The organism is Vreelandella malpeensis, assembly GCF_020622355.1.
In the GTDB taxonomy this organism is placed as follows: domain Bacteria; phylum Pseudomonadota; class Gammaproteobacteria; order Pseudomonadales; family Halomonadaceae; genus Vreelandella; species Vreelandella malpeensis.
Window position 1 is genome coordinate 137219 of record NZ_WHVL01000001.1, and the last position, 26033, is coordinate 163251.

General features: G+C 65.4%; 22 protein-coding genes. 11 read left to right on the plus strand and 11 right to left on the minus strand.

Annotated features, from left to right (window positions below):
• Positions 1-30 precede the first annotated feature (30 nt).
• The 4 genes from purB to GEV37_RS00640 all read left to right on the plus strand — a co-directional run bounded on the left by purB (position 31) and on the right by GEV37_RS00640 (position 5262).
• On the plus strand, positions 31-1416 hold the full coding sequence (purB, locus tag GEV37_RS00625; RefSeq protein WP_227388236.1) for an adenylosuccinate lyase: 1386 nt from the start codon (positions 31-33) through the stop codon (positions 1414-1416).
• Between the two features lie 39 nt (positions 1417-1455).
• Positions 1456-2631, plus strand: coding sequence for a cupin domain-containing protein (locus tag GEV37_RS00630; protein ID WP_227388237.1), 1176 nt, complete (start codon positions 1456-1458; stop codon positions 2629-2631).
• Between the two features lie 269 nt (positions 2632-2900).
• Positions 2901-4496, plus strand: coding sequence for an isocitrate lyase (locus tag GEV37_RS00635; RefSeq protein ID WP_227388238.1), 1596 nt, complete (start codon positions 2901-2903; stop codon positions 4494-4496).
• Positions 4497-4794: 298 nt separating this feature from the next.
• Positions 4795-5262 carry an outer membrane lipoprotein gene (locus GEV37_RS00640; protein WP_227388239.1) on the plus strand — a complete coding sequence of 156 codons (468 nt, stop codon included), beginning with the start codon at positions 4795-4797 and terminating at the stop codon, positions 5260-5262.
• Between the two features lie 80 nt (positions 5263-5342).
• On the opposite strand, the gene GEV37_RS00645 is transcribed toward GEV37_RS00640, so the two are convergent.
• The gene (locus GEV37_RS00645; RefSeq protein ID WP_227388240.1) at positions 5343-5621 is read right to left on the minus strand and encodes a hypothetical protein; all 279 of its coding nucleotides are present in this window, start codon (positions 5619-5621) and stop codon (positions 5343-5345) included.
• A gap of 186 nt (positions 5622-5807) precedes the next feature.
• Here GEV37_RS00645 and GEV37_RS00650 point away from each other — a divergent pair, with 186 nt between their 5' ends.
• Complete coding sequence (locus GEV37_RS00650; protein ID WP_227388241.1) at positions 5808-6290, plus strand: FKBP-type peptidyl-prolyl cis-trans isomerase; 483 nt, start codon at positions 5808-5810, stop codon at positions 6288-6290.
• Between the two features lie 57 nt (positions 6291-6347).
• Here GEV37_RS00650 and GEV37_RS00655 read toward each other — a convergent pair whose 3' ends face one another.
• The 4 genes from GEV37_RS00655 to GEV37_RS00670 all read right to left on the minus strand — a co-directional run bounded on the left by GEV37_RS00655 (position 6348) and on the right by GEV37_RS00670 (position 11206).
• Positions 6348-7532, minus strand: a complete 1185-nt coding sequence (locus GEV37_RS00655; protein WP_227388242.1) for an MFS transporter — start codon at positions 7530-7532, stop codon at positions 6348-6350.
• Between the two features lie 70 nt (positions 7533-7602).
• Positions 7603-8229: a C40 family peptidase gene (locus GEV37_RS00660; protein WP_227388243.1), complete on the minus strand. Its 627-nt coding sequence runs from the start codon at positions 8227-8229 to the stop codon at positions 7603-7605.
• Positions 8230-8318: 89 nt separating this feature from the next.
• On the minus strand, positions 8319-10775 hold the full coding sequence (locus GEV37_RS00665; protein ID WP_227388244.1) for a DUF1266 domain-containing protein: 2457 nt from the start codon (positions 10773-10775) through the stop codon (positions 8319-8321).
• Between the two features lie 188 nt (positions 10776-10963).
• Positions 10964-11206 (minus strand): GlsB/YeaQ/YmgE family stress response membrane protein, encoded by a 243-nt coding sequence (locus GEV37_RS00670; RefSeq protein ID WP_227388245.1) that lies wholly within the window; start codon positions 11204-11206, stop codon positions 10964-10966.
• Between the two features lie 151 nt (positions 11207-11357).
• On the opposite strand from GEV37_RS00670, the gene GEV37_RS00675 reads away from it, so the two are divergent.
• The 3 genes from GEV37_RS00675 to GEV37_RS00685 are packed head-to-tail and all read left to right on the plus strand — an operon-like array spanning position 11358 to position 14699.
• Complete coding sequence (locus GEV37_RS00675) at positions 11358-12227, plus strand: D-hexose-6-phosphate mutarotase (RefSeq protein ID WP_227388246.1); 870 nt, start codon at positions 11358-11360, stop codon at positions 12225-12227.
• Between the two features lie 55 nt (positions 12228-12282).
• A complete protein-coding gene (locus GEV37_RS00680) occupies positions 12283-13671 on the plus strand; it encodes a YcjX family GTP-binding protein (protein WP_227388247.1) in 1389 nt (462 codons plus the stop codon).
• Entirely contained in the window at positions 13668-14699 is a 1032-nt protein-coding gene (locus GEV37_RS00685) for a YcjF family protein (RefSeq protein ID WP_227388248.1), read from the plus strand. Before GEV37_RS00680 ends, GEV37_RS00685 begins: the two co-directional genes overlap by 4 nt.
• A gap of 29 nt (positions 14700-14728) precedes the next feature.
• On the opposite strand, the gene GEV37_RS00690 is transcribed toward GEV37_RS00685, so the two are convergent.
• Entirely contained in the window at positions 14729-15526 is a 798-nt protein-coding gene (locus GEV37_RS00690; protein WP_227388249.1) for an HAD family hydrolase, read from the minus strand.
• A gap of 180 nt (positions 15527-15706) precedes the next feature.
• Here GEV37_RS00690 and GEV37_RS00695 point away from each other — a divergent pair, with 180 nt between their 5' ends.
• The 3 genes from GEV37_RS00695 to GEV37_RS00705 all read left to right on the plus strand — a co-directional run bounded on the left by GEV37_RS00695 (position 15707) and on the right by GEV37_RS00705 (position 19895).
• Complete coding sequence (locus GEV37_RS00695) at positions 15707-17644, plus strand: exoribonuclease II (protein ID WP_227389187.1); 1938 nt, start codon at positions 15707-15709, stop codon at positions 17642-17644.
• A gap of 129 nt (positions 17645-17773) precedes the next feature.
• Positions 17774-18895, plus strand: coding sequence for an N-acetylglucosaminyl phosphatidylglycerol synthase (locus tag GEV37_RS00700; RefSeq protein WP_227388250.1), 1122 nt, complete (start codon positions 17774-17776; stop codon positions 18893-18895).
• The gene (locus tag GEV37_RS00705) at positions 18867-19895 is read left to right on the plus strand and encodes a glucosaminyl phosphatidylglycerol flippase (RefSeq protein WP_227388251.1); all 1029 of its coding nucleotides are present in this window, start codon (positions 18867-18869) and stop codon (positions 19893-19895) included. The genes GEV37_RS00700 and GEV37_RS00705 overlap by 29 nt, the downstream gene beginning before the upstream one ends.
• Here the strand turns inward: GEV37_RS00705 and GEV37_RS00710 are convergent.
• From GEV37_RS00710 to odhB, 5 genes are all read right to left on the minus strand, one after another.
• Entirely contained in the window at positions 19833-20579 is a 747-nt protein-coding gene (locus tag GEV37_RS00710; protein WP_227388252.1) for an ABC transporter substrate-binding protein, read from the minus strand. The genes GEV37_RS00705 and GEV37_RS00710 overlap by 63 nt on opposite strands.
• A gap of 132 nt (positions 20580-20711) precedes the next feature.
• The gene (sucD, locus tag GEV37_RS00715; RefSeq protein WP_227388253.1) at positions 20712-21584 is read right to left on the minus strand and encodes a succinate--CoA ligase subunit alpha; all 873 of its coding nucleotides are present in this window, start codon (positions 21582-21584) and stop codon (positions 20712-20714) included.
• A complete protein-coding gene (gene sucC / locus GEV37_RS00720) occupies positions 21584-22750 on the minus strand; it encodes an ADP-forming succinate--CoA ligase subunit beta (RefSeq protein ID WP_227388254.1) in 1167 nt (388 codons plus the stop codon). Before sucC ends, sucD begins: the two co-directional genes overlap by 1 nt.
• 142 nt (positions 22751-22892) lie before the next feature.
• Positions 22893-24332, minus strand: coding sequence for a dihydrolipoyl dehydrogenase (gene lpdA, locus GEV37_RS00725; protein WP_227388255.1), 1440 nt, complete (start codon positions 24330-24332; stop codon positions 22893-22895).
• Between the two features lie 122 nt (positions 24333-24454).
• Entirely contained in the window at positions 24455-26014 is a 1560-nt protein-coding gene (gene odhB / locus GEV37_RS00730) for a 2-oxoglutarate dehydrogenase complex dihydrolipoyllysine-residue succinyltransferase (RefSeq protein WP_227388256.1), read from the minus strand.
• Positions 26015-26033: the final 19 nt, after the last annotated feature.

Here is a 26033-nt window from a genome sequence, read left to right on the forward strand (position 1 = left end):
CCCTTCTCGATCATTTTTGGAAATCTTGCCATGCAACTCTCCGCTCTGACCGCCCTCTCCCCCGTCGACGGCCGCTACGCCGCCAAGGCCGCCGTGCTGCGCGAGCACTTCAGCGAATTCGGCCTCATCCGCGCCCGCGTCATCGTCGAGGTACGCTGGCTGCAGCGCCTGGCGGCCCACGACGGTATCGCGGAAGTCAGCCCGCTCTCCGGTGAGGCCAACGCCTTCCTGGAAACGCTGATCAGCGAGTTCTCGGTCGACGACGCCGAGCGCATCAAGGAGATCGAGCGCACCACCAACCACGATGTCAAGGCGGTGGAGTACTTCCTCAAGGAGAAGATCGAAGGCCAGGCAGAGCTGCACGCGGTCACCGAGTTCATCCATTTCGCCTGCACCAGCGAGGACATCAACAACCTCTCCTACGGGGTGATGCTGATCGACGGCCTCAACGCCATGCTGCCGACGCTGCACCAAGTGGCAGACGAGATCGCCAAGCTCGCCGTGGCCCACGCCGGCCAGCCGATGCTCTCGCGTACCCACGGCCAGACCGCAAGCCCGACCACGCTCGGCAAGGAGATGGCCAACGTGGCGTACCGCCTGAAGCGCCAGCTCAAGCAGATCGAGAGCGTCCAGGTGCTGGGCAAGATCAACGGCGCGGTGGGCAACTACAACGCGCACCTGGCGACCTACCCGGAAATCGACTGGGAGGCCAACGCGCGTACCTTCGTCGAGGAGCTGGGCCTGCGCTTCAACCCCTATACCACCCAGATCGAGCCCCACGACTACATTGCCGAACTGTTCGATGCGCTCGCGCGCTTCAACACCATCCTGATCGACTTCGACCGCGACGTCTGGGGCTACATTTCGCTGGGTTACTTCAAGCAGCGCACCGTTGAGGGCGAAATCGGTTCCTCCACCATGCCGCACAAGGTCAACCCGATCGACTTCGAAAACTCCGAAGGCAACCTGGGTCTTGCCAACGCGGTGCTGAGTCACCTGGCCCAGAAGCTTCCGATCTCGCGCTGGCAGCGCGACCTGACCGACTCCACGGTACTCAGAAATCTCGGCGTGGGCCTGGCCTACGCGCTGATCGGCTACCATGCGAGCCTGAAAGGCATCGGCAAGCTCGAGGCCAACCCGGCGCGGCTCGAAGAAGACCTCGACAACAGCTGGGAAGTGCTCGCCGAGCCGATCCAGACCGTCATGCGCCGCTACGCGATCGAGAAGCCCTACGAGAAGCTCAAGGAGCTGACCCGCGGCAAGCGTATTGATCAGGCAGGCTTCGCCGCCTTCATCGACACGCTCGAACTGCCCGACGCTGTCAAGCAGGAACTCAAGGCGCTGTCGCCGGCAAGCTACATCGGCAATGCCCGCGCCCAGGCCGAAGCGCTGCCCGAGCGCCTGGATGCGCTGTAAGGCGCACCGCTCGACCACCCGTTCACCGAGGATATCGCCATGAGCCACCGCAACGAGCCGCTGACCCTGCTGGGCGATCTGACGCCCGAGGAGTTTCTGAAAAGCTACTGGCAGCAGAAGCCACTGCTGATCCGTGGCGCGATCCCGGACTTTGTCAGCCCCCTGGACCCGGACGAGCTGGCCGGGCTTGCCTGCGAGCCCGGTGTCGAGGCGCGGCTGGTCGAGGAGAATGGCCCCAATGGCCCGTGGCAGGTCTCCCACGGGCCCTTCGACGACGCTACCTTCGAGCGTCTGCCCCAAGGTCACTGGAGCCTGCTGGTACAGGCGGTGGATCACTATGTCCCCGACGTCGCCGCGCTGATGAAGTCGTTCAGCTTCCTGCCCAACTGGCGGCTCGACGACATCATGGTGAGCTACGCCCCGCCCGGCGGAAGCGTGGGTCCTCACGTCGACCAGTACGACGTCTTCCTGCTCCAGGGGCGCGGGCATCGCCGCTGGCAGCTCGGCGGCAAGCAGGCGGACGACGCGCCGATCCTGCAGGGCATCGACCTGAAAATTCTCGCGACCTTCGAGATCGAGCCGGACTCCGACTGGACCCTGGCTCCCGGCGACATGCTCTATCTACCGCCGGGCTGGGCGCACCACGGCGTGAGCCAGACCGACGACTGCATGACCTACTCGATCGGCTTTCGTGCGCCTTCGGCGGACGAGGCAATTACCTCCTTCGCCGATTACCTGGGCGAGCAGTTGCCGGGCTCCACGCGCTACGGCGACGCCGGCATGGCGCCGGCCGAGGCGATCGGCGAGCTCGATGACGCCGCCCTCGAGCGGATGCGCCACTTCATCCTCTCGACGCTGGATCAGCCCAAGGAGCTCGCCCAGTGGTTCGGCCGGGTGATGACCCAACCAAAGTATATGGACCAGGTCATCCCGCTCGAAGAGCCGATGAGCGAAGAGGACCTTGTCGCGCAACTACACGCCGGCGAGCCGCTGTTCCACACGCCGGGCTCGCGGGTGGCCTGGCGCACCGAACAAGGCGCGACCACGTTGTTCGTGGACGGGGATGGGCTGCCCTGCGACCCGACGCTCGCCCGGCGCATCGCCGACAGCGCGCCGATATACGCGGACGTGCTCGAACTCGACGGGGCGGCGGCGATGCTGACGCACCTGGTCAACGCCGGAAGCCTCGGCTTTCTGGAAGACGAGGACGAATAGCGCTCGCGAGTCTTCAGCAGGCGCCGCCCTCGGGCGGCGCCTTTTTTGTGCCTGTGTTCGTCCTGGCGAAACCGGTTCGTCCTGGCGAAAAACGACTACCCAGTCGCGCCGTTGGATGAATGCCGTGTCGTCAAGCTACAACCACGCCTGACCCGAAGTGTCAATTGCTGCACTGCACCACCTTACCGATAGTGAAAGCACGCCCGCCGCGTGGGCGACTACCGACGCCCCAGGCGTTCGACGAATGCGATCACGACCGGAGAATCGACATGACAGGACTGCTCGACGACATCAAGGCGCTGACTCAACTGCGCGAGGCCCAGGGCGGCAAGTGGGACGCTATCAAGCCGGAGTACGCCGCGCGCATGCGCGCCCAGAACCGTTTTCACACGGGACTCGACATCGCCCGCTATACCGCTTCCATCATGCGCGCCGACATGGCGGCATTCGATCAGGACCGCAGCCGCTACACCCAGTCGCTGGGCTGCTGGCACGGCTTCATCGGTCAGCAGAAGATGATCGCCGTCAAGAAGCACTTCGGCTCCACGAAGCGGCGCTACCTGTACCTGTCCGGCTGGATGGTCGCCGCGCTGCGCTCGGAGCTCGGCCCGCTGCCGGACCAGTCGATGCACGAGAAGACCGCCGTCGCCCACCTGATCGAGGAGCTCTACACCTTCCTCAAGCAGGCCGACGCCTGGGAACTCAACCACCTGTTTCGCAAGCTCGACGATGCCCAGGCGGCGGGAGATCGCGACCAAGTGGCGGCGCTGACCCGGGAGATCGACGGCTTCGAGACCCACGTGGTGCCGATCATCGCCGACATCGACGCGGGCTTCGGCAACGCCGAGGCGACCTACCTGCTAGCCAAGCAGTTCATCCTCGCCGGCGCCTGCTGCATCCAGCTCGAGAACCAGGTCTCCGACGAAAAGCAGTGCGGCCACCAGGATGGCAAGGTGACCGTGCCCCACGAGGACTTCCTCGCCAAGATCAACGCCGTGCGCTACGCCTTTCTCGAGCTCGGCGTCGACGACGGCGTGATAGTGGCGCGCACCGATTCCCTCGGTGCCGGCCTGACCCAGAAGATCGCCGTCACCCATCGGCCGGGGGATCTGGGCGACCAGTACAACGGCTTTCTGGATGGCGAGGAGATCCAGAGCGCCAACGAGATCGCCAACGGCGACGTGGTGATCAAGCAAGATGGCAAGCTGATGAGACCCAAGCGCCTCGCCTCGGGGCTCTACCAGTTCAAGCCCGGCAGCGGCGAGGATCGCGTGGTGCTGGACTGCATCACCAGCCTGCAAAACGGCGCCGATCTTCTGTGGATCGAGACCGAGAAGCCCCACGTCGCCCAGATCGCCGCCATGGTCGAGCGTATCCGCGAGGTGGTGCCGGACGCCAAGCTGGTCTACAACAACTCGCCGTCGTTCAACTGGACGCTCAATTTCCGCCAGCAGGTGTTCGATGCCTGGCAGAAAGAGGGCAAGGACGTCTCCCGCTACGACCGCGCGCGTCTGATGGACGCCGAGTTCGATGCCACCGAGCTTGGCCGGCTCGCCGACGAGTGGACACGCGACTTCCAGCGCCACGCCTCTCGCGATGCCTACGTCTTCCACCACCTGATCACCCTGCCCACCTACCACACGGCGGCGCTGTCGACGGACAACCTGGCCAAGGGCTATTTTGGCGACGAGGGCATGCTCGCCTACGTTGCCGGCGTCCAGCGCCAGGAGATCCGTCAGGGCATCGCCACAGTCAAGCACCAGGACATGGCTGGCTCCAACATCGGTGACGACCACAAGGAGTTCTTCCACGGCGAGGCCGCGCTCAAGGCTGGCGGCAAGGACAACACCATGAATCAGTTCTGAGCAAGGTTGCCCGTTCAATACGCGCCGGGCTCGCCCGGCGCGCCACGCCTCTTGCCCGACCCCGCCGCGTTAACTACAGTTTGTAGCAAGGTGCCGCCTTCCAACACGCTGCCCCTTGAGTGCACATTGGGTGCACATTTGTTTCTCATTACCCAATGATCCGTCTATAAAAATGATCTTTTCGAACCGACGCTGGTCAAAGGCCTGAAGCGTGGTTTATATTAATGAACACTGTTTGATAACTACTCGACCCATACGGCATACGCAGCTGCCTGCGCCGATCGAACTGGAGGTTTTCATGAAACGACTTTTGCCCATTGCCGCCCTGAGCCTTTTGACCCTGGCCGGCTGTGCCAACACCTCGACCTACTCGGGCGACGTGTATCGCGGTAATCAGGCCCAGACTGGCCAGAGCGTGAGCTATGGCACCATCGTGGCGGTACGCCCGGTGCAGATCCAGGCCGACAGCCGTGCGGGAGGCCTGCTGGGTACCGGCGGCGGCGCCGTGATCGGTGGCCTGCTAGGCAGCCAGGTGGGTGGCGGTACCGGACGTCAGCTCGCTACCGTCGCCGGCGCGCTCGGCGGCTCGGTCGCTGGCAGCTCGATCGAGGATCGTGCCAACCGCGTCAGCGCCCTGGAAATGGAAGTGCGCCGCGACGATGGCACCGACGTGGTTGTCGTCCAGCGGGCCGATCGCCAGTACCAGGCCGGCCAGCGGGTACGCCTTATCGGCAGCGGTGGCAACCTGAGCGTCGCTCCCTACTGAGCACCGTACTGCACCAACGCAAACGCCCGGCCAATTGGCCGGGCGTTTGCGTTTCGGGCAGCGTGCTAGGCGAAAATGACTCAGTGGGAGAGACCGCTCGCCCAGTCGGCGAGTTTCATCACCACCAGCACTATCAGGCCGATCAGGAGGGCGACCAGCAGGATCTCGACCGGGTTGACCAGGGCAGTGGCGCCGAGCACGGCAAGCGCGCCCACCCACAGGTAGCGGTTTTCACCGTGGCTCCTCATCACGCCGGGCAGGCACTTGTCGAGCCCCCGGCTGACGCCGTCGTGCCAGCGCTGGTTGGCGAAATAGGCGATCAGCACGAACGCAATGAGCCAGATAAACAAGATCGTCATGAGAACTCCGAATGAGCATTGTCTCGAAAACGAGAGTGGAAAAGGGATCGAGCTAGGGTATCGCTCACCTTGGCCATGCGCAATACCACACGCTGCGCCGAGCGGGGAAAAACCGGCGCCGCCCCCTGACAAGCCAGGCCACACGCGTTACCATTGAGGTACATGCACTCACCGAAAGGTTCTTCAATGCAAATTGCGCAAAACTCGGTTGTCGCGTTCCACTACACTCTGACCAACGACGCAGGTGAAGTGCTGGATAGCTCCGAAGGCCGCGAGCCGCTCACCTACCTGCACGGCGCGGGCAACATCATTCCGGGCCTCGAGAAGGAGCTCGAAGGTCGCAGCCAAGGCGACAAGCTCAACGTCAAGGTCGCCCCTGAAGAAGGCTACGGCGAAGTCCAGGAGCAGCTGATGCAGGAAGTGCCGCGCGACGCCTTCCAGGGCGTCGAGAGCATCGAGCCGGGCATGCAGTTTCAGGCGCAGACCCAGGGCGGGCCGCTGATGGTCACCGTCAAGCAGGTCGAAGGCGACACCGTGGTGGTCGACGGCAACCATCCGCTGGCCGGCCAGCACCTGAACTTCGACGTGGAAATCGCCACCGTGCGTGAAGCGAGCCAGGAAGAAGTCGAGCACGGCCACGTGCACGGCGAAGGCGGCGTTCAGCACTAAGCGACGCACGCAACATGAAAAAGGCGGCCCGCGGGCCGCCTTTTTCATGCCTGCCATTCAGCCATGGCGCCGCTCGAAACGGCGAAGCCTCAGGGCAAGAACCAGCGTGACGCCGAGCAGCAGCCACGACCCCAGCGCCACGCCCGGCCACTGCGCGACGCGCCAGAACGGCTCGAGCCAGAAGCCGCCAATGCTCGCCCCCAGGTAGTAGAACACAAGATAAAGCGCAGAGGCGCTGCCGCGCGCGCCTTGAGCGTAGCGCCCTACCCAGCTCGAAGCGAGCGAGTGGCACAGAAAGAAGCCGAAGGCGTTGATGGTCAACCCAAGGATCACCAGAGCGAGCGCGTTTGATAGCGTCACCGCGGTGCCCAGCGTCAAGATCACGATGCCGGCACACATGCAGCTCGCCGGCGAGAAGCGCCGCGCCAGTCGCCCGGAAACGGTGGAGCCGAAGGTGCCGCCCAGATAGGTCAGAAAGATCAGCCCCAGGGCGCTGGCGGCGAGCGCATAGGGCTCGGCGGCCAGGCGAAAGGTGATGTAGCTGTACTGGTTGATAAAGACCAGAAAGTTGATGCCGCCGATGCAGTAAGCCCCGAGCAACGCCGGCGTGCGCAGGTGCGCCACGAGGTCGCGCACTGCCTGGCGCAGCTCGAAGCGCTTGGCGACGAAGGCACGCCCCTCGGGCAGCAGTCGCCAGAAAAGCACACAGCCGACCAGCGTCATGACACCGACGCTCAGAAAGGCGGCCTCGGGCCCGCCGATGGAAGCCGCCCAGCCGCCCACCACGCGCCCGCTGATGCCGCCCAGCGAGTTGGCGCCGATATACAGTCCCACCGCGCCGAGCAGTGCGGGCTTGTCGAACTCGTCGCCCATCCAGGCGATGGCCACCGCCGGAAGTCCGCCGAGTGCGAAGCCTTGTATCAAGCGCAGGATCAACAGCGTCTCGAAGTTCGGCGCGAAGGCCAGGCACAGCGAAAGCGCCCCAGCCACGACCAGCGTGACGCGCATGATCGCCCCGCGCCCGATGGCATCGGAAAGTGGGCCGAACACCAGAAGCGCGAAGGCCAGCGACAGCGTGGCGAACGACATGAGAAGGCTCGCGCCGAGGGTGGAAACGCCGTAGGCCTGCTTGAGTTCCGGCAGCAACGGTTGCGGTACGTAAAGATTGATGAAGACGAGAAACGAACCCAGGCAGAGCGCGGCGGTGGCACGCCACCAGGCGCGGGTTTTAGCCTCGATCATGGTGCATCCGTTGGTGGGCGGCGTCCGACACTTGCGTTCGGCGCCGCGCGATGAAGGTAGTGTCTAGCGACTAGAAATCACCCAGCTGCGCCAGGTGAGTGGCATCCAACGCTCGGCGCGCCTGCCAGTAGTGGCGCTGCCAGTAGCCGCTATTCATCGTCGAAATGATCACGCCCCGCGAAGAGGAGGCGTGCAGGAAGTAGCCGTCGCCCATGTAGATCCCTACGTGGTTGTAAGGGCCGGGGGGCTGGAAGAAGACCAGATCGCCCGCCTGGAGCTCTTGGCGGTCGATCAAGCGTCCCTCGTGGACCTGATCGGCGGTGGAGCGAGGAAGCTCCATATTGAACGTATCGCGGTAGATGTTTCTGACGAATCCCGAACAGTCGACCCCGCGATGGGTAGTGCCGCCTATTCGGTAGGGCGTCCCCGACCACTGTTGATGCTGGGCCAGCAGCGCCTGCCTGATCACCGTTGGTGGAGGGGTCTGGAAGCTTCGAAGCTGGGTCAGGGTATTGTCGATGGGCGACATCTGTGGATTGAAGCCCTTCTCGAGTCCCGGTAACGACATGGCGAAGTAATCCTCGGTGGGCTCGACACCCTGGCGCGAGGATCCCGCACATCCCGCCATTAGAGAAACAACCACGCAAACGCCCACGACACGGAGAGCCGTCACAGCAGGGTGTGGCAACGAAACCATGTAAACAACCCCTTATGAAATGATCCAAAGCCAAGCACTTTTTTTTCTAGTCACGGACTATAAGCCAAGTCCATCGTCTTTGGCGAGCATCAATGCAGGATGCGTTGATCGCCCGGCAGCGTATCGATGTGCAGGGGCGCGAAATGGCGCGGCTTGGTGCCGGGAAAGTCGAGACTCGCCCAGGGGCCGGCCAGTATCGGCGCGCCGCATACCCAGGCCACCAGGGCCTGGCGAAAGCTCGTCAGAAACTCCTCGCGCTCCGGGGTGTCGCCCATGAAGAACGAGAAGCCGGCATACATGCCCGCCGCGTACTCTTGCCAGCCGGCGTAGTGCTCGTCAGCGAGCCGATAGGCGCGGTCGAGCGTCGCGGTGAACGCCTCGCGGTCGAGCCAGCCCAGTTGGCGAGCAGCGATGGCGAGATCGACCAGCTGAGCGATGTCCCAGGCCGCCATGTCGAGATCGTTGCAGCCATCCTCGTTGGCGCGCACCCGGCGCAGGCGCAGCAGGTGGTTGAGCTCTTCTTCTGCGCACTCGCCGGACTCCAGGATGGCGATCTCGCTCTCCAGCCGCTCAGGGTTGAGGGTGTAGGGCGCGTAATTGATCTGATACTCCTGGCGGTCCCCAGCCTCGAACATGAAGTTCAGAAAATCCTGCAGGTCCGCCGCACTCGCCAGGTGGTAGTGACTCTCCACCCATTCGAGGATGGTGGCGCGCTCGCGCTCACTCTCGAGCTGGGGTTCGCTCCACACGGCGCTGTTGAGCGGGCCGACCAGTGCCATGGCGGTGAAGTGGCTGATGCTCGGCCGCTCGCCGGGCTCGCTCCAGCTGCCGGGGTGCCAGTCCAGCCAGTAGAACAGGCTGCCCGGGTCCTCGAGGTGCCAGGCGATCTCGTTGATCAGCGAGTCGTGCTCGGGCTCCGGCAGGCAGCTCTCCCAGGCGAACCACGCTTCCAGCAAGCGCTTGGGCGAGGTGTAGAAGCGGCACAGGCAGCTCTTGAGCGCATCGGCGTAGGCGACGAGCGCGCCCCGCTCGAACAGCCGGCTGTCGAAGGCCATGTAGAGATAGAAGGCGAACTTCTCCGCCATGTGGACGGTAGCGGCGTGACGGCTCACCCCCTTGATGCTCTGGCGCTGGCGAATCTCGTCGCGGGTCAGCTTGCCGAACACAGTGCTCGACGGCGGCATGACACCGTGCATGGCATCGGCGGCGAGCTGGTTCAGGTGGTGTGCCTGGGCCGGCAGCCAGTAGCGGGCAAGCGCTCCCGCGCCCTCGTCGGCGTGCAGCGCCAGCGCATCCTGCAGGTAGAGCGCGGCGTCGGCGCGGCGCTTCTCGCCGAGAAAGGCGGCCGGATCTTGCTGGCGCAGCAGGGCATCGGGCTCGCGTACGCAGGCCAGCGCCAGCAGCCAGTGGTGGCTGGTGCTGCGCCACGCCTTGATCTGCGTCCGAGAGGCTTCGCGGGTGGGCGCATCCAGAATCTCGCCGAGCGGGCACTGCCAGGGGCTGCAGTCGGCCTCGAGCAGCAGCACGTGGTGGGCATCGGGGGTCATGGCGCGCCGGTCGACACCGTCGAACAGGCTCTGGCCGCGCTGGTAGGCCGTCAACAGCGCTGGCCAGTCGCCGTAGCGCTGGGTGACCAGGTCTGCGGCGTGCGCGGCAACGGCGTCCGCATCGCCTTGGTCGAGAAGGCCCGCGCAGACGCCGGCCCAGGCCAGCTCGACCATGCGCAGCCAGTCCCAGCTGGCCCACTCGAGCGGTTCCTGCTGACTGACGAACTGGTTGAGCACCGAAGCGTAGGCGAAGTCGTCGCCGCCTCCGCGCTGCCACTCCAGGCGCTGCGCGGTGTCCATGCCGAGAAGCTCGCGCGCCTCGATGTCCCAGCGCTGCCGATCGCCCTGGGCGCTGAGCCACAGGATCACGCCGACGAGCTGCTCGCGGTCCTCGACCTGCCAGGTGCGGGAAAGCCATTGGCGCGCCGCGGGCCAGTCGCCGGGCTCACAGGGATGGAACATCATCGGGTGAAACAGCGCCCCCAGTCGCCAGGGACGCGCAGCGGCGGACTCCGACCATAACGGCGCAGGCGCCGGGGCCTTGGCAAGCGCCTCTTCAAACCGAGCCCAGTCGACGCCCTCGGGATCGCTTTCCAGGCGCGTCAGGGCCTGGCACGCCTCCATGAAGTGCTCGTCGCCATCGATGTGCTCGCCAAGGCTCTGGCGCAGCGCCTGCAGCCAGCCGCGCAGGTCGCGGTGCTCGGCGGCAATGCGGTGCATGACGTGCTCCGCCCAGGTACGGGCCTGCTGCGGGGTGATCCAGCCGGCGGCGCCGCCCAGCGCGCTCCACTCGAGCGCGCCAAGAAGGTGCTGCGCCTGGCCCTGGGCCGCGCCCAGCCCCTGCACGTACGCCTCGACCAGCTCGCCACGGTGAGCGATTCCCAGCGCCTGCAGGCGCTGCTCGGCTTTCGCCCCTTCCATCGCCAAAGGATGCGGTGTGAACGGCCAATCGCACAGCAAGAGCTGTTGGGCCCACCAGGCAGTTAATGCATCGGCCAAAAGACACCTCGAAAACGACACTCGGCAACGCGCCGAAACAAAGCGCCCTAGTGTAACGGAAACTCCCGGCAAGGCCGATAGCCGGACAGACCATTCGAACCAAAAACACCGCCGCAGGCGCTGGCCTGCGGCGGTGTTTCTTGATTCGCTCAGCGCGGCGCGAGAAAGCGCCGCGTCGGATCATGGCGTCAGGCGCTTCGCACCTTGCTGATGATCCACAGCAATACGACCGCACCCACGGTCGCGGTCACCAGCGAGCCGATGAAGCCGCCGGCGGAAAGACCCAGCAGGCTGAACAGGAAACCGCCGATCACGGCCCCCACGATGCCCACGCCGATGTTGGCGATGATCCCGAAACCGCCACCACGCATAATGTTGCCGGCGATCCAGCCAGCCAGGCCACCGATGATAAGCCATGCTAAAAAGCCCATAACGCCTCCTTGGTTTTTACTTATGCGCAGGTTTTTACCACCTTGCGCGCTTGTCCTAACATAGCACACAGCGCTACTGTTGCTTGACTCTCGGCCGGGCAAGGTTCGCCTCGGCACACTTGTTACTATATGCCCTATTTGAGGAAATGCCATGATTCCCGACTCCCTGGATACGCTCGTCACCGGCGTCATCGGTCAGGCGCACGCTACCTGGCAAGACCGCGACGTGGTGATCTTCAATATGGCGTGGGGAGAGATGGTCATTGGCCTGCAAGGCGCTCAGGTGCTGCACTTCAAGCCGCGTGACGGCGCGCCCTGGCTCTGGACCACCGCCACGCCCCAGGCGCTGCCCGGCACCATTCGCGGCGGCATTCCGCTGTGCTGGCCCTGGTTCGCCGGCGAGCGCTACGCCGACGAATCCCCCGAGCGCGACGGTCCCTTCCATGGCCTGGCCCGCCAGGCCACATGGCGACTCGACGCCGTCGACGAGCACGCCGAGGGCATCGAGGTCCACCTCTCCCCCGCCGAGCGCCTGCACAGCCTGCTCACCGCGCGGGTGGTCATCCAGGCCAACGCTCAGCGCCTGAACGTCGAGCTGATCAGCGAGAACGTCGGCGAGACGCCGGTGAAGATCAGCGGCGCGCTGCATACCTATCTGAGCGTCGCCCACACCCACCAGTGTCGTATCACGGGACTGGCCGGCGCGCGCTACCTGGACAAGCTCAAGGACTTCGCCGAGGCCGAGCAGCAGGGCACCCTGGCCATCCAGGGCGCGGTAGATCGCATCTACCACACCAACGAGGCGGCGCTGCTCGACGACGGCGAGCGCCGCCTGCGGGTCGCCAAGCAGTCCAGCGACTCGACGGTGGTCTGGCACCCGGGCGAGGCGCGCCCGGAGGACATCGCGCCGGAAACAGCCTACCGCTTCGTGTGCATCGAGGCGGCCAACACCCACCTCGATCCGGTCTGGCTGGTGCCCGGCGCCCAGCACTTGCTCGGCACCACGCTGAGTCTGGGGTGAGCATGAGCCCTTCGCCACGCAAGACACCGCGCTTCGCCCTGCGAGGAAACGCCCCATGCGCCAGCCTTTGAGTCGCGAGCTCAACAACCTTCTCGAACGCGGCCGCGACCGGCAGCTTCGGCTTGCCGTGACCGGGCTCTCTCAGGCGGGCAAGACGGCGTTTCTTACCTCGCTGGTCAACCAGCTGCGCCACGCCGGGCTCGAGGCCCGGCTCGATCTGCTGCCCGCCGCCCGCGAAGGGCGTCTGCTGGGCGCCAAGCGACTCAACCAGCCGGATCTTGGCGTGCCGCGCTTTCCTTATGATCCCGGCATGGCGGCGCTTTCCGACACCCCGCCGCGCTGGCCGGAACCGACTCGGGGCATCAGCGAGCTGCGTCTGGAGCTTCGCTTCACGCCCGCCCAACGCGGCTGGTTCACGCCGGAGACCGCGCAGCTCACGCTCGATCTGTTCGACTACCCCGGCGAATGGCTGCTGGACCTTCCGCTGTTGCAGCACGACTTCTATAGCTGGTGCCAGGCCCAGCGCCAGCACACGGGGCCGCACCGCCGGGCACTGTTTACCGAGTGGCTTACGGCGGTTGAGCGCCTCGAGCCCGACGCCGAGGTCGACGAGGCCACGCTCGCAAGCGTCGCGAAGATGTACGCCGAGGGATTGAAGCGCGCCAAGCAGGCGGGCTTTTCCGATCTGCAGCCCGGGCGATTCCTGCTGCCCGGCGAGCTCGAGGACGCGCCGGTGCTGCAGTTCTTCCCGCTGCCGGACCTGACAAAGCCCCGGGAAATCCTGGAAGCGCTGCCACAGGAGAGCCTCTACGCCACGCTCAAGGCACGCTTTCGCTACTACCAGCAGCAGGTGGTGCGTCCCTTCTACCGCGATCATTTTCGCCGCTTTGATCGCCAGATCGTGCTGGTCGACGTGCTCGGCGCGCTCAACGCCGGGCCCGAGCGCTTCGAGGATTTATCACACGCGCTTGGCCAGTTGATGAAGAGCTTCGACTACGGCAAGCGCAGCCTGCTCACGCGGCTGTTCGCACCGAAGATCGACCGGCTCGCCATCGCCGCCACCAAGGCGGACCACGTTACCCCGGACCAGCACGCCAACGTGGTGGCGTTGCTGGAGGCCCTGCTGGCCGAGCCCTTGAAGGATCTGCGCTACGCCAACGTGCCGGTGAAGGCGTTCTCGCTCGCCGCCATTCGCGCCACCACTGCCCGCGAGGTTCAAGAGGACGGCAAGCGCACGCCGGCGCTGCGTGGTACCACCCTCGAGGGCGAAGAGGTGCTGCTCTACCCGGGGGACGTTCCGAGCCGGCTGCCGGGGACCGACTTCTGGCAGCGCCAGGGCTTCGACTATCCAAGCTTTCGCCCGATGCACCGCGAGAGCGACGCGCTCGATCACATCCGCATGGACGCCGCCCTCGACTGGCTGATTGGAGACAAGCTGCAATGACCACGCCCAACCCCCGCCGTCAGTTCAGCCTCGACGAAACACCGCCGCCGGATGAGCCGCTGCGCGCAGGCGAGCGTTTCGATCCACTGCACGAGGACTTACCGCTGACCGAGCCGGAAGCCCGCGCGCTGCCCGAGGAAAACTTGAGCGCGCCGCGCAAGCGCCGCTGGGGATTGATGTTCGCGCTGATCGGTGCAGGCGGCCTGGGGGCGGCCGAGTTCGCCACCGGGATTCCGGACGCCATTGCAGGCTCGGCCTGGCTGAGTGTGGCCTGGCAGGCCTTTGGCCTCGGGCTGATCACGCTCGGCGGCGCGTCGCTGGTCAAAGAGCTTGGCCGACTCAAGCGGCTCAAGCGCCACGACCGGCTGCGCGAGGAGCTCGCCACTCTCCCCCACTGCTCCTTCGAGCAAGCCACGTCACTGGCTCAAAAGCTGAAGGTCCAGCTCAAGCTCACGGATGACGATCCGCACTGGCAGGCGTTCACGCGTGCCTGTCAGCCGCACCACAGCGGCGCCGAGGTCCAGACGCTGTTGTGCTACCACCTGCTCGCCCCGCGCGATCGCAAGGCCAAGCGCCTGGTGACACGCATGTCCGGCGAGACGGCCCTGATGGTGGCGATCAGCCCGTTGACGCTGGTCGACATGGCGCTGGTCGCCTGGCGAAGCCTCGCCATGGTCGATCGCCTCTGCCGGCTCTACGGGCTGGAGCTCGGCTACGCCAGCCGCCTGCGCCTGTTTCGCAACGTCTTGCACAACATGGCCTTTGCCGGCGCCAGCGAACTCGCCACCGATGTCAGCGTCGACATGCTTTCGCTGGATTTGACCGCGCGCCTCTCCGCCCGGGCGGGCCAGGGGCTCGCCACCGGCCTTCTCAGCGCCCGGCTGGGGCTACGCGCCCAGCGCCTGTGCCGGCCGCTGGCCTTCACGCCAGAAGAGCAGCCGAAGCTCGCCGACCTGCGCCAGGACCTGTGGCGTCAGCTCAAGCGCCTCGACAAGGAACCCGTGCGGGCCGACCGCGCCCGCCCCTGAGCGCCTTGAGGCGCACACGCAAAGGCCGCTCAGAGCCCGAAGCGCTCGCGCAGAAGCGTCGCCACCCCGGCCTCGCCGTGGTGGCCGATCCGGCGCCCGCGCCCCAGGCGCTCGGCCATTTCCGGGTGGGCGTTGTGCATGTAGTGCGCCTCGCCGGCCAGGCTCAGCATTTCGACGTCGTTCAAGTTGTCGCCGAAGGCGAGGCACTCCTCGGCCTTCACATCGATGCGCTCCAGAAGCGCCGCCAGCGCCACGCCCTTGTTGACGCCGCCAGCCATGATCTCGAGCGAATCCGGCGTCGAGTAGGTCACGTGCAGATCGCGACCGCCGATCTCGCGCACCCGTGCCTCGATCTTTGCAAGCTCCGCGGGGCTTCCGCCGTAGAGCACCTTGCCGATGCCCTGGGAGGGCATCTCGCGCGGCGGCACCACCTGGTAGACGAACCCGGTGGCGGCGTGCATGCCCAGATGGCTGGGGGATTCCGAGTCGATGTACCAGGCATCGTCTAGGTAGAGGCTCAGGCGCACGTTGGCCGGGCGTGAAAGCTCGATCAGCGCGCGGGCCTTGCCGGGGTCGACGTGGTGAGCATCGAGCAGCGTATCGCTCGGATCGTGGGTATAGGCGCCGTTGCTGCTGATCAGGTGCATCGGCACGTCGAGCTGGTCGCGAAACACGCGCATGTCGAGGTAGTGGCGGCCCGAGGCCAGCGCCAGGTGATGGCCCTGCTCCACCAGCGCGCGCAGCACCTCGACGGTGCTGTCGTGCAGGGTGTGATCGCGTCCCAAAAGCGTTCCATCCAGGTCGGAAACAATCAGCCGGGGGGTCATCGGGCGCTCCTAGGTTGCGTTCGTTGCGGTAAACGTGGGGCGTCGAGCTTAACCGATAACGCCAGGCGCAGGTAAGTCGTTGACCTGGCGGCGCAGGTCCCGATGTGGCCGGCGGGGCAATTGGCGCGGTGGCCGGGAATCCGTATAGTGGCAGCCTACTCTCGCCAACTGATCGAGCTCATGCTGCAAAATAACTCCGTGCTTGCCCAGCTCAAGCAACAGATTCGTGATACCACACCCCGCGCCGAGGGCGTGATCAAGGCCACCGAGAAGGGTTTCGGCTTTCTCGAGACCGACGGCGGCGACTCCTACTTCGTGCCGCCCCCCGCGATGAAGAAGGTGATTCACGGCGACCGCGTCGAGGCGGTCATCCACGAAAACGGTGACAAGAAGTCCGTCGACCCGGAAAAGCTGATCGAGCCCGGCCTGGATCGATTCGTCGCTCGCGTGCAAAAGCGCGAGGATCGTCTCGCCGTGGTGCCGGACCACCCCTCGATTCGCAACGTCATCAAGGCGCGCATCAAGCGCAGCCTGGATGAATCGAGCATCGGTGACGGCGACTGGGTCGTGGCGCGCCTGGTGCGCCACCCGCTGAAAGCGGACGACCGCGGCTTCTTCACCCAGATCGACGAGCTGGTGGCCAAGGCCGACGACCCGGCAGTGCCGTGGCGCGTGACGCTGGCCCGCCACGCCCTCGAGCAGGCGAGCCCCGAAGCTGGCAGCGACTGGCCGCTGCGCGAGGAGGGCCTGGAGCGCGAAGACCTGACGGCGGAACCTTTCTTCACCATCGACGGCGAGAAGACCCGCGACATGGACGACGCCCTGCGCGTCACCAAGCGCGACGACGGCGGCTGGGAGCTCGCGGTAGCGATCGCCGACCCGACCGCCTACGTCGACGAGACCCACGCGGCGGATCTCGAAGCGCGAGTGCGCGCCTTCACCGTCTACCTGCCGGGTCAGAACGTCACCATGCTGCCCGAGCAGCTGGCGGACGATCTCTGCTCGCTGCACGAAGGCGAGCTGCGCCCGGCGCTGGCGTGCCGGCTGGTGATTCACGCCGACGGTAGCCTCGGCGAGTACCGCTTCTTCGCCGCCAACGTCACCTCTCACGCGCGGCTGGTCTACGACAACGTCTCGGACTGGATCGACGGCCAGGGCGACTGGGCCCCGGCCGCCGAGATCGGCGAGCAGCTTACCGCCCTGCGGGAGCTGACCGAGGCGCGCACCGCCTGGCGCAACGCCCACGCGCTGGTGTTCAAGGACCGCCCGGACTACGTGTTCGAGCTGGACGAAGCGGGCAACGTGCTGGCGATCAATACCGAAGAGCGTCGCATCGCCAACCGCATGATCGAGGAGTCGATGATCGCCGCCAACGCCTGCTGCGCGGACTTCCTCGCCGCCCATATCGGCCACGGCATCTTCAACGTGCACCGCGCCTTCGAGCCGGAAAAGGCCGAAGCCGCCCAGGAGTTCCTCGCCGGCCAGGAGATCGAGGTGGGCCTCGAGGCACTCACCGAGCTCGAGCACTACAAGGAGCTCAAGCGCGCCCTCGAAACCCGTGACGACGCCTGGCTCGACGCCCGCCTGCGCCGCTTCCAGGGGTTCACCAGCATGTCCGCCCAGCCGGGACCGCACTTCGGCCTGGGGCTTGCCGCCTACGCCACCTGGACCTCGCCGATCAGAAAATACGGCGACATGGTCAACCATCGCCTGATCAAGCGCGTGTTGAAAAGCGAGCAGGCCCCGGCGGAAGCCAGCCAGGCGCTCACCGAGCAGCTCACCGAGCGTCGCCGCCTCAACCGCATGGCCGAACGCGACGTGAAGGACTGGCTCTACGTGCGCTACCTGACCCCGGCGGCAGAGAACCAGGAAGTGTTCGAGGCCGAGATCATGGCGATCAACCGGGGCGGCATGCGCGTGCGCCTGCTCGCCAACGGCGCCACCGCCTTCGTTCCTGCCCCCTTGATGCACGCCGATCGCGACAAGGTGGTGATCGACGACAAGGAAGGTCGTATCCAGATCGAGGGTGAGGAGCGCTACAAGCTCGGCGACGCGCTGCGCGTGGCCCTCACCGAGGCGCGCGAGGAGACCCGCTCGCTGGTCGCGCGACCGGCGTAACGCCTCCTTCGCTCGCACCTCACGCCACGGCTTTTGCCGTGGCGTTTTCGTTCTGGCCGCGCTGTCGTCGAACTGTCGTATTTCTGCTCTATGGTGATCCGATGACACTTGCGTGGCACGGAGATGACCTTGCATACGGCCGATATCACCATGTTCCATGCGCCGTCCAGCGGCGGCGTACGCACCTATCTGCAGGCCAAGCACCGCGTCTTGAACGCGGCCGGCGTGCGTACCAGCCTGCTGGTGCCCGGCGCCGAGCGCGATAGCCTGGGCGATCTGCATACCCTGGCCGCCCCGCACCTGCCGCTGGGCCAGGGCTACCGTTTCCCGCTGCGCCGCAGAGCCTGGCGCGAGGCACTGATCGAACTCTCCCCGGATCTCATCGAGGCAGGCGATCCCTACGTCACCGCCTGGGCCGCTCTCGAGGCGGGCCAGCGCCTGGGGGTGCCGGTGGTAGGCTTCTACCACTCCGACCTGCCGCACCTGATGGGCGATCGTTTCGGTGAGCTCGTGCGCGACCGACTGATTCGCTACGTGGTCGATTTGTACCGGCGCTTCGACAGCGTGCTCGCTCCCTGCCAGACCATGGCCGAGCGCCTGATGGAGTGGGGCGTGGCCAACGTGCGGGAGCAACCTCTGGGTGTGGATCTCGAACGCTTTCACCCTCGCCACCAAGATGCCCAGCTTCGCGCGCGCCTGGGGATCGGCAAGGAGAAGCGCCTGCTGATCTTCGTCGGGCGTTTCTCTCGCGAGAAGAACATCGATGTGCTGCTCGCCACCCTGCAGCGACTGGGCAGCGACTACCACCTGCTGTTGATGGGCCCGGGCATGCCGACCCGGGTGCCGGCCAACGTGACCTCGGTGAGCCGCTGCTGCGGCGTGCACGAAGTGGCCACGGCACTGGCCAGCAGCGATGCCCTACTTCACGCCGGCACCCGCGAGACCTTCGGGCTGATCGCGCAGGAGGCAATGGCCAGCGGCCTGCCGGTGATCGGTGCCCGCGCCGGCGCGCTGATCGAGAACGTGCCGCTGGGCGGCGGCATCCTCTGCCCGCCCCAGGACCCGGACGCGATGAGCGAGGCCTGCCGGGCGCTGTTTGCCAACGACATCGCCGCCAGCGGCCGCTTCGCTCGCCACTTCGTCGAGCGACGGTTCGGCTGGCCCACAGTGATCGGCGAGCTGCTCGATCACTACTGCACCTTGACCGCCACCGAGCGCCACGATGTCCTCTCCCGAACCCGTTTGCGCTAGGTTTCGCCTTCGCCGCTATCAGCTGGTCCTTCTGCTCGCGGCACTGGTCCTGCCATTGGCACTGACCTCCCTGGCCGGCGGTGAACAGGCGCTTGCCTACCTCGAGGCGTTTCCTTTCACGCTTCTGGCGCTGATGCTCGTCACGGCGGCGCTTTGCTGGAACATCAACGCGCTGCGCCTTCGCCTGATGCTGGGCAAGCGCGTTCGCCTCAGCCAGACGAGCGCCCTGGGCATCGAACTCGCCGCCAAGTTCGCGCTGTGCGCCACCCCCGGCGGCAGCGGCGGCCCGGTGGCGCTGCTGGCGCTGCTCAACCGACGCGGCGTACCGCCCGCCAAGGGAGCGGCACTGTTTCTGATCGACCAGGGGTGCGATTCGCTGTTCTTTCTCGTCATGCTCGCCGTGGCCGTCGGCGTCTCGCTGGCCGGCGACCCCGGCTGGCCTTACCAGGGCGTGATCCAGGCGGCCCTGGTGGGATTGGGGCTCGCCCTGACCGTGGCGGCGCTCGCCATCGCCTGCCTGCCCAGGCTCTTGCGCTTACCCGGCCTGACAAGGCGCGCCCCGGCCCGGCGGCGCTGGCTGGCGCGGCGGCTGTTGCGCTGCCGTCATGCGCTTGGCGTCACGCTGCGCCTGCCTCGACCGATGCTCGGCGCCATCTTGGCGCTCACGGCGCTTCACTGGCTCTTGCGCTACAGCCTTCTCTACCTGGCGGTGCTCGGCGTGGGTGGACAAATCGATTGGTTCTGGAGCTTTCTGGTCCAGATGCTGGCGCTGGCAGCGAGCCAGCTGAGCATTCTGCCCGGCGGCGCGGGCGCGGCCGAACTCGGCGTCGGTACGCTGCTACTGCCGCTCATGACCCAAGAGCGCGTGGTCGCGGCAGTACTCATCTGGCGGCTGGTGAGTTATCACCTTTACCTGCTGGCCGGCGCCCCGGTCTTGCTATGGCTCGTCTTCACGCAGTGGCGCAATCGTCACGCCTTCGATCCCGTGGGCGTCGAATAGCGTCTCGAGCGTCCCCGCCTGCTTGAGCTCCACGATAAAGTCGTCGAGAAACGCCCTCGCCGCCGCCGGGCGGTCCTGCGGCACGCCCATCGCCTGCTTGATGGTCATGAAGTGCCCCGGCAGCATCCGCAGGCCGGGAAATTCCTCGAGCCCGGCTTCGAGCTGCTGCTTGACGCCGGCGGCGACCTCGAGCTCGTGCTCCATGAAATAGGCCACTACCGTCGGCGATGTCGGCGAGCGCTGAAGCGTCGCCCGCTCGATGGTACGGCTCAAGAACAGATCATAAGCGCTGCCCTTGCCCACCGCGATACGATGCTCGGGCCGGTCGACCTCATCGAGGGTCTGGATCGGCGAGTCATCGCGAACCAGATACCCGCCTTCTATCAACATGTAAGGCGCCGTGAACGCGATACCCTCGCCGCGCGTCGGGTCCTGGGCGAAAAAGCCCATGTCGGCCTCGTTCGCCGTCACGGCGGTCACGGCCTTGCCCGCCGCGTCGAACACGACCAGCTCGAGCTCGAGCCCCAGGCGCTCGGCCAGCATGGTGGCGATATCGACAGAGACACCTTTTGGACGCGTGGCGCCGGCCGGCAAATTCGCCAGCGTCGGGTTACCGACATTGATCGTCACCCGCAGTACGCCGGTGGGTGCCAGTGCCGCGCGTACGTCATCGTATTGGCTCATGTATGATCCTCGGTGGTCTTGAGCGTTGATCCTGTTGGCTAAAACGAATAGACACAAAAAAGCCAGTCAGCGCGAGCTGACTGGCATAACGCTCTAAAGCGTTTTTTTACGCAGGCTGGGACAAGTTGTGACTTACCAGCCGGTCGCTTCTTTCAGCGCGTCGCCGATCTCCGCCAGTGAACGCACGGTCTTGACGCCGGCGCTCTCGAGGGCGGCGAACTTCTCGTCTGCGGTGCCTTTACCACCGGAGATGATCGCACCGGCGTGGCCCATGCGCTTGCCGGGAGGCGCGGTGACGCCCGCGATGTAGGACACCACCGGCTTGGAGACGTGCTCCTTGATGTAGGCCGCGGCTTCTTCCTCGGCGGTGCCACCGATCTCGCCGATCATGACGATCGCTTCGGTCTTCGGATCCTTCTCGAACATCTCGAGGATGTCGATGAAGTTGGAGCCCGGGATCGGGTCGCCGCCGATGCCGACGCAGGTGGACTGGCCGAAGCCGTGGTCGGTGGTCTGCTTGACGGCTTCGTAGGTCAGGGTACCGGAACGGGACACGATACCGACGCGGCCCGGCTGGTGGATATGACCCGGCATGATGCCGATCTTGCACTCGCCCGGGGTGATCACGCCGGGGCAGTTCGGGCCGATCAGGCGCACGCCCAGCTCGTCGCACTTCACTTTCGCGTCGAGCATGTCCAGCGTCGCGATGCCTTCGGTGATGCACACGATCAGCTTGATGCCGGCGTTGGCGGCTTCGAGGATCGAGTCCTTGCAGAAAGCAGCCGGAACGTAGATCACGCTGGCTTCGGCGCCGGTTTCCTTGACCGCTTCAGCCACGGTGTTGAAGACCGGCAGGCCCAGATGCGTCTGGCCGCCCTTGCCCGGCGTGACACCGCCGACCATTTGCGTACCGTAGGCAATCGCCTGTTCGGAGTGGAACGTGCCCTGGCCACCGGTGAACCCTTGGCAGATGACCTTGGTGTTCTTGTCGATCAGGATGCTCATTACTTGCCCTCCGCTGCTTTGACGACCTGCTGAGCGGCGTCGCTCAGGCTGGTGGCAGCGATGATGTTCAGACCGCTGGAGGCCAGTTTCTCGGCGCCCAGCTCGGCGTTGTTACCTTCCAGACGGACAACGACCGGCACGTTGACACCGACCTGCTCGACGGCACCGATGATACCTTCGGCGATCATGTCGCAGCGCACGATGCCGCCGAAGATGTTGACCAGCACGGCCTTGACGTTGTCGTCGGACAGGATGATCTTGAACGCTTCTGCCACGCGCTCCTTGGTCGCACCGCCGCCTACGTCGAGGAAGTTGGCCGGCTTGCCGCCGGACAGGTTAACGATGTCCATGGTGCCCATGGCCAGACCTGCGCCGTTGACCATGCAACCGATGTTGCCGTCGAGCGCCACGTAGTTGAGTTCCCACTTGGCGGCGTCGGCTTCACGCTGATCTTCCTGGCTCGGATCGCGCATCGCCTGCAGGTCCGGGTGACGGTACAGCGCGTTGCTGTCGAGACCCAGCTTGGCGTCGAGGCAGTGCAGGTTGCCTTCGTTGGTGATGACCAGCGGGTTGATTTCCAGAAGCGCCAGATCCTTGTCGTGGAACAGCTTGGAAAGACCCAGGAAGATCTTGGTGAACTGCTTGATCTGGTCGCCCTTCAGGCCCAGCTGGAAGGCAAGCTCACGCGCTTGGTAGGGCTGTGCGCCGACCAGCGGGTCGATCTCGGCCTTGAGGATCTTCTCAGGCGTCTCTTCGGCGACGGTTTCGATCTCGACACCGCCTTCGGTGGAGGCCATGAAGACCACGCGACGGGTGGTACGATCAACCACGGCGCCCAGATACAGCTCTTCGGCGATATCGGTGCAGTTCTCGACCAGGATCTTGGCGACCGGCTGGCCTTTCTCGTCGGTCTGGTAGGTGACCAGGTTCTTGCCCAGCCACTGCTCGGCGAAGGCTTTCGCTTCTGCCGGGTCCTTGATCAGCTTCACGCCGCCCGCTTTACCGCGGCCGCCCGCGTGCACCTGGGCTTTGACTACCCACATGTCGCCGCCGATCTTCTTGCACGCTTCTACCGCTTCTTCCGGTGTGTCCACGGCAAAGCCCTTGGACACCGGCAGACCATAATCGGCAAACAGCTGCTTGCCTTGATACTCGTGAAGGTTCATCGATTCATGCCATTGGTTGCATGTGACTCGAACGACACTGAGTGCGTGGCACTCGGCGTCCCCGTGCGATCGGCGCGGCCATCATGTGGGCCGCGCCGAAAGTGGTGCGCCACCGCGAGGTGGCGCCTGGTTGTTGCTTGAATTACTTGCGCTTCTTGCGGTTGGCCATGTGGATGGCGTGGCCTTCCACGGCGAGCGCCGCTTCGTGGACCGCCTCGGACATGGTCGGGTGCGCGTAGCAGGTCAGGGCCAGGTCTTCGGCGCTGGAGCCGAATTCCATGGCGATCACGCCCTGAGCGATCAGCTCGCCGGCGTGCTGGCCGACGATGTGAACGCCGAGGATACGATCGGTTTCGGCATCGGCGATGATTTTGGCGCTGCCTTCGGTGGCGTTGTTGGCCATCGCGCGGCCGCTCGCCGCGAACGGAAAGGTACCGGTCTTGACTTCGATGCCCTTCGCCTTGGCGTCCTGCTCGGTCATGCCGACCCAGGCCACTTCCGGCGCGGTGTAAATGACACACGGAATGGCGTCGTAGTTCATCTCGGCCTTGTGGCCGGCGATGATGTCCGCGACCATGATGCCCTCTTCCGAGGCCTTGTGCGCCAGCATCTGACCGCGCACGCAGTCGCCGATGGCGTAGATGCCGGGCACGTTGGTGCGGCACTGGTCGTCGACGAAGATGAAGCCGCGCTCGTCGAGCTCGATGCTCACGCCGTCACTGATCACGCCCTTGGTGTAGGGACGACGGCCGACGCAGACGATCAGCTTGTCGAAGGTGATCTCCTGCTCGCCGTCACCGTCGGTGTACTTGACGACGACTTCGTTGTCCTTGACCTCGGAGCCAGTCACACGGGCGCCCAGGCGGATATCCAGGCCCTGCTTCTTGAGCAGTTTCTGGGTCTCCTTGGCGACGGTGGTATCGACCATCGGCAGGAAGCTGTCCATCGCCTCGAGGACCGTGACTTCCGAGCCCAGGCGGTTCCAGACGCTGCCGAGCTCGAGACCGATGACGCCGGCGCCGATCACGCCCAGACGCTTCGGCGCATCCTTGAATTCGAGCGCGCCGGTGGAGTCGACGATCAGGTCGTCGGTCAGCGGCGTCGGCGGAATCTCGACCGGCACGGAGCCGGCGGCGATGACGATGTTGTCCGCGTCATAGGTGGTGGCGTTGCCGTCGAGATCGGTCACTTCCACCTGGTTGTTGGCCACGACCTTGCCGGTACCTTCGATGGCGGTGACGCCGTTGGCCTTGAACAGGCCAGAGATGCCGCCGGTCAGGTTTTTGACGATCTTGTCCTTGCGGGCCATCATCTTGGTGACGTCCATGGAGACGTCGCCGGCCTGGATGCCCAGGTCATCGAAATCGTGCTTGGCTTCGATGTACTTGTGCGAGGCTTCGAGCAGCGCCTTGGAAGGGATGCAGCCCACGTTCAGGCAGGTGCCGCCGTGAACCACGTTGCCTTCCTTGCCGATCCACTTCTCGACGCAGGCCACTTTCTTGCCGAGCTGGGCTGCGCGGATGGCGGCGACGTAGCCGCCGGGGCCGGCGCCGATAACGATTACATCAAACTTGTCAGCCATGTTGGCTCCTTTCGCTGAGTGACCCTTGCGGTGATTGAAACAGAGCAAGAGGCCTTGGGCGATAACATGAAACGTCTGGGAGAGCATGTGAGTGCGCCGGGGCTCGCCCGGCGCACATGGCGTTACACGTCCAGCAGCAGGCGTGCCGGGTCTTCCAGCAGGTTCTTGATGGTGACCAGGAACTGGACCGCGTCCTTGCCATCGATCATGCGGTGGTCATAGGAGAGCGCCAGGTACATCATCGGGCGGATCTCGACCTTGCCGTTGACCGCCATCGGGCGCTCCTGGATCTTGTGCATGCCCAGGATGGCCGTTTGCGGCGGGTTGATGATCGGCGTGGAGAGCAGCGAGCCGAAGATACCGCCGTTGGTGATGGTGAAGGTGCCGCCCTGCATCTCGTCGATGCCGAGCTTGCCGTCACGGGCACGCCTGCCGAAATCGACGATGCCCTTCTCGACGTCGGCGATCTTCATGGCGTCGGTGTCACGCAGTACCGGCACGACCAGGCCGCGGTCGGTGGACACGGCAACGCCGATGTCCTGGAAGCCGTGGTAGACGATCTCGTCACCGTCGATGGAGGCGTTGACGTCCGGGAAGCGCTTGAGCGCTTCAGACGCCGCCTTGACGAAGAAGCCCATGAAGCCGAGCTTGGTGTCGTGGGCCTTCTGGAAGGTCTCCTTGTACTGCGCGCGCAGGTTCATTACCGCGCCCATGTCCACCTCGTTGTAGGTGGTGAGCATGGCGGCGGTCTGCTGGGCTTCGACCAGACGCTTGGCGATGGTCTTGCGCAGGCGCGTCATCGGCACGCGCTTCTCGGCGCGATCCCCTTCGGCCACCGGCGCGGCAGCTTTCTTGGCCGGCGCCGAGGATTTGGCGGCTTTCTTGGCGCTGCCATCCTTCACGGCCTTCTGCACGTCCTCTTTCAGGACGCGACCGCCCTTGCCGGTGCCTTCGATCCTGGACACGTCCAGATCGTGCTCAGCGATCATCTTGCGCGCCGCCGGGGCGACGATCTTGTCACCCACTTTCTCGTCGGCGCCGTCATCGTCGCTGCCTTCAGAGGCGCTCGCGCTCTGGCTTTCGCCCGCGCCGCTGTCGCCGCCGGCACCTTCGGTGAACACGGCCAGAACCGCTTCGGACTCGACCTGGCTGCCCTCTTCGGCCTTGATCTCGGCCAGTGCTCCGTCGGCGGGGGCGACGACTTCGAGCACGACCTTGTCGGTCTCGATGTCGGCCAGCACTTCGTCACGCTTGACCGCTTCGCCCACTTTCTTGTGCCAGGTGGCCACGGTGCCTTCCTGGATCGACTCGGGGAAGCTCGGCGCCTTCACGTCGTGCTGCTTGCCACCGGACGCCTTGCCGCCTTCAGAGGCAGACGCCTTGGCGGCACCCTCTTCCTTTTCGCGCTTCTCGGCCTTCTCGCCATCGCCGGACTTGGCATCGCCAGCGGCGCCGAGCTTGCCCAGTACCTGTTCGGATTCGACGGTATCGCCCTCTTCGGCCATCACGTCGGAAAGCGTGCCCGCTTCTGGAGCGAGGACCTCGAGCACCACCTTGTCGGTCTCGATCTCGACGATCAGCTCGTCACGCTCGACGCTGTCACCCGGCTTCTTGTGCCACGCGGCTACCGTGCCTTCGGCAACGGATTCCGGAAAGGTCGGCGCTTTGATCTCAGTAGCCATGTCATTTCCCTTATAGGTT

Coding starts and splice junctions, on each gene's coding strand:
- lpdA (WP_227388255.1), bottom strand. CDS start 24,332: ATGGCTGACAAGTTTGATGTAATCGTTATCGGCGCCGGCCCCGGCGGC.
- GEV37_RS00655 (WP_227388242.1), bottom strand. CDS start 7,532: ATGATCGAGGCTAAAACCCGCGCCTGGTGGCGTGCCACCGCCGCGCTC.
- GEV37_RS00645 (WP_227388240.1), bottom strand. CDS start 5,621: ATGACGATCTTGTTTATCTGGCTCATTGCGTTCGTGCTGATCGCCTAT.
- GEV37_RS00630 (WP_227388237.1), top strand. CDS start 1,456: ATGAGCCACCGCAACGAGCCGCTGACCCTGCTGGGCGATCTGACGCCC.
- GEV37_RS00670 (WP_227388245.1), bottom strand. CDS start 11,206: ATGGGCTTTTTAGCATGGCTTATCATCGGTGGCCTGGCTGGCTGGATC.
- GEV37_RS00680 (WP_227388247.1), top strand. CDS start 12,283: ATGCGCCAGCCTTTGAGTCGCGAGCTCAACAACCTTCTCGAACGCGGC.
- GEV37_RS00690 (WP_227388249.1), bottom strand. CDS start 15,526: ATGACCCCCCGGCTGATTGTTTCCGACCTGGATGGAACGCTTTTGGGA.
- odhB (WP_227388256.1), bottom strand. CDS start 26,014: ATGGCTACTGAGATCAAAGCGCCGACCTTTCCGGAATCCGTTGCCGAA.
- GEV37_RS00640 (WP_227388239.1), top strand. CDS start 4,795: ATGAAACGACTTTTGCCCATTGCCGCCCTGAGCCTTTTGACCCTGGCC.
- GEV37_RS00705 (WP_227388251.1), top strand. CDS start 18,867: ATGTCCTCTCCCGAACCCGTTTGCGCTAGGTTTCGCCTTCGCCGCTAT.
- GEV37_RS00710 (WP_227388252.1), bottom strand. CDS start 20,579: ATGAGCCAATACGATGACGTACGCGCGGCACTGGCACCCACCGGCGTA.
- sucD (WP_227388253.1), bottom strand. CDS start 21,584: ATGAGCATCCTGATCGACAAGAACACCAAGGTCATCTGCCAAGGGTTC.
- GEV37_RS00635 (WP_227388238.1), top strand. CDS start 2,901: ATGACAGGACTGCTCGACGACATCAAGGCGCTGACTCAACTGCGCGAG.
- GEV37_RS00660 (WP_227388243.1), bottom strand. CDS start 8,229: ATGGTTTCGTTGCCACACCCTGCTGTGACGGCTCTCCGTGTCGTGGGC.
- GEV37_RS00685 (WP_227388248.1), top strand. CDS start 13,668: ATGACCACGCCCAACCCCCGCCGTCAGTTCAGCCTCGACGAAACACCG.
- GEV37_RS00695 (WP_227389187.1), top strand. CDS start 15,707: ATGCTGCAAAATAACTCCGTGCTTGCCCAGCTCAAGCAACAGATTCGT.
- GEV37_RS00675 (WP_227388246.1), top strand. CDS start 11,358: ATGATTCCCGACTCCCTGGATACGCTCGTCACCGGCGTCATCGGTCAG.
- sucC (WP_227388254.1), bottom strand. CDS start 22,750: ATGAACCTTCACGAGTATCAAGGCAAGCAGCTGTTTGCCGATTATGGT.
- GEV37_RS00650 (WP_227388241.1), top strand. CDS start 5,808: ATGCAAATTGCGCAAAACTCGGTTGTCGCGTTCCACTACACTCTGACC.
- purB (WP_227388236.1), top strand. CDS start 31: ATGCAACTCTCCGCTCTGACCGCCCTCTCCCCCGTCGACGGCCGCTAC.